Origin of the sequence: Dietzia sp. E1 (genome assembly GCF_014145015.1) — a bacterium.
In the GTDB taxonomy this organism is placed as follows: Bacteria; Actinomycetota; Actinomycetes; order Mycobacteriales; family Mycobacteriaceae; genus Dietzia; species Dietzia cinnamea_A.
This window is the reverse complement of sequence record NZ_JAALDU010000290.1, coordinates 1-2,629: the sequence shown is the minus strand read 5'-3', so window position 1 is coordinate 2,629 and position 2,629 is coordinate 1. Positions and strand designations below refer to the sequence as shown.

Sequence of the window (2,629 nt, the reverse complement as noted above, 5' to 3'; positions counted from 1 at the left end):
CTAGAGCGGACGGCGCGCGGTCAGGCGCCGGCGATGGCGCGCAGCGCCGCGAGGTGCGACTCGTACGCCTTGCGCCCGTCCCGGCTCAGCGAGAGCCACGTGCGGGGCCGCTTGCCCACGTAGCCCTTCCGGACCGTGACGTAGCCGGCCTTCTCCAGGACGGCGACCTGCTTGGACAGCGTCGAATCGGTCACCTCGACCGCGTCGCGGATCGTGGCGAACTCCGCGTCGTCGACCCCGGCCAGCGCCGCGACGATCGAGAAGCGGACCGGGGCGTGGATCACCTCGTCGAGACGATGCCGGGCGTGGCCCCCGGGCCGGTCCGGCTCATCCCGGCGGGAGCCCGCCCCCGGGGCGGAGCCCCTCGATGCGGCGGCGGTGCTCGTCGTCGTCACCTTCTCGTCACTCATCGCGCGGAGCCTCGTCGCACGATGATCGCGGCGGCCACCAGGCCGGGCAGCGCGACCAGGACCACGCCGAGCGCGTACCACCAGGCGGTGAGGCCGATCGTGGTGCGGAGGACGTTCAGGGCGGTGACGACGACGAGGATCATCACGCCCGATCCCGCGATGCCCCACGTGTACGTCCGGCCCGAGCCCCGCGGGCTGGCGCTGATCGCCCGCCGCTGCCAGTAGATCGCCACGAACAGCAGGGCCACGTAGGGGATGAGCGCCCAGTTGGTGAACATGATCGCGATGGTGCCGACGCCCATGAGCACCGCGATCGCCGCGGCGAAGCCAGCGAAGACGCGGACGTCGTGGGCGGTGCTCACCGGCGGGCGCCCCTCCGCCTCGGCGAGCAGTCGGGCGGCCTCGGCGCGGTCGACCGGGTCGGTCGTGGGGTTCTCCGTGTTCATGACGACACCTTTCTCGGTGGGACCCCGTTGGCGTTTCCCTCGAGGCGATGACTCAACTATAGGCAAGTACTTTCTCGGTTGGCAAGTAGTCTCTCGGGATCGGTCGTAGGGGGCGTCGGCCGGGGCGGGCGAGCCGGGCGGTCCTCTAGACTCGCGCAGGTCATGGAATTGAAGGCAGCCAGCAAGGACCTCGTCGCCAGACTCGCGGGCCACCACGCCCCGTCGAGCGGCGATCCTGTCGACCCCTATCTGCCGACGGCCGGCAACCACGGCTACCGCGTCGCGCGCTACGACCTGGACCTCACCTACAAGATGGGCTCCAACAATCTCCGCGGCGAGGCCGTCATCACCGCGACCGCCACCGCCCCGCTCGACGCGGTCCGGCTCGACCTCTCCCCGCACCTGGACGTGTCCAAGGTGACGACCGACCGGGGCCGCGTCGCCCGCTACTCCCGGCCCCGCGGCAAGCTCGCCGTCACGCTCGCCGAGCCGCTCGAGTCGGGCACCGAGTTCGCGCTGACCATCCGCTACTCCGGCAACCCGCGGCCCATCCGCGGCGCCTGGGGCGAGGTCGGCTGGGAGGAACTCACCGACGGGGTGCTCGTGGCCAATCAGCCCAACGGCGCTGCCAGCTGGTTCCCCTGCGACGACCATCCCTCGTCCAAGGCACCGTTCCGCATCCGCCTGACCACGGACTCGCCGTACCGGGCCGTCGTCACCGGCGCGCTGGTGGGCAAGAAGCGCAGCGGCAGCATGACCACCTGGGATTTCGACCTGCCGTACCCCACGTCCACCTACCTGGTCACCATCAACCTCGGCCGCTACGAGCACCTGACGGTGGGCGACGGCGCGGTCCCCGTCCACGCCTTCCTGCCCGCCGACCTCAAGCGCGGGTTCCGGCAGGCGTTCGCCCGGCAGACCGAGATGATCGACGTGTTCAGCGGACTGTTCGGCCCGTACCCGTTCGACGAGTACACGGTCGTGGTCACCGACGACGAGCTCGAGATCCCGCTCGAGGCCATGGGGATGTCGACGTTCGGCCGGGGCACCGCCGAGTCCGGTGACCGCGACGAGCGGCTGATCGCCCACGAACTGGCCCACCAGTGGTTCGGCAACGCCGTCACCGCCGCCGAGTGGAAACACATCTGGCTGCACGAGGGCTTCGCCTGTTACGCCGAGTGGTTGTGGACCGAGTTCTCCGGCGGTGCCGATGCCGGCAGCCACGCCCTGCGCTACTACTCCAAGCTGCAGGACTCCCCGCAGGACATCCTGTTGGCGGACCCCGGTCCGAAGGACATGTTCGACGACCGCGTCTACAAGCGCGGCGCCCTGACCCTGCACGCCCTGCGCCAGGCCGTCGGCGACACCGCGTTCTTCGACCTCCTCCGGGCGTGGGTGGCCACCTATTCCGGCAAGACCGCCACCACGGGCGATTTCCTCCGCATGGCCGCCGACCACTCCCCCGTCGACCTCCAGCCCCTGTGGGACGCCTGGTTGTTCTCCGAGCCGCTGCCGCCGACCCTCGGTATGCCCGATGACCACACCGGCCGCCGCTGAGGCGGAGCCCGGCGCCGCCCCGGGGGCCGCGGGCGGCATGCGGGCGCTGACCCTCGCGACCGTGTTCGCCGCGGCCTCGGGGTACCTGGTGATGCTCATCGCCGGCCGCGCGCTGGGCCCGGCGGACTACCCGCTGTTCGCCACCTACTGGGGTGCGTTCTTCGCCCTGGGCGGCGTGGCCAATGGGCTGATGCAGGAGGCCACCCGGGCTGTCCG

Annotated in this window: 3 protein-coding genes and 1 pseudogene; 2 read left to right on the top strand and 2 right to left on the bottom strand. The window is 71.2% G+C overall.

Annotation, left to right across the window (positions count from 1 at the left end; all coding sequences use genetic code 11):
* Window positions 1–20 precede the first annotated feature (20 nt).
* Window positions 21–410 (bottom strand): transcriptional regulator, encoded by a 390-nt coding sequence (locus G6030_RS10385; protein WP_187701720.1) that lies wholly within the window; start codon window positions 408–410, stop codon window positions 21–23.
* Window positions 407–856, bottom strand: coding sequence for a hypothetical protein (locus G6030_RS10380; RefSeq protein WP_182643063.1), 450 nt, complete (start codon window positions 854–856; stop codon window positions 407–409). Before G6030_RS10380 ends, G6030_RS10385 begins: the two co-directional genes overlap by 4 nt.
* A 168-nt stretch (window positions 857–1,024) precedes the next feature.
* Here G6030_RS10380 and G6030_RS10375 point away from each other — a divergent pair, with 168 nt between their 5' ends.
* Window positions 1,025–2,413 carry a M1 family metallopeptidase gene (locus tag G6030_RS10375; RefSeq protein WP_182643064.1) on the top strand — a complete coding sequence of 463 codons (1,389 nt, stop codon included), beginning with the start codon at window positions 1,025–1,027 and terminating at the stop codon, window positions 2,411–2,413.
* Window positions 2,391–2,629, top strand: a pseudogene (locus G6030_RS10370) (polysaccharide biosynthesis protein); the annotation flags it as partial. The gene G6030_RS10375 and the pseudogene G6030_RS10370, both read left to right, overlap by 23 nt.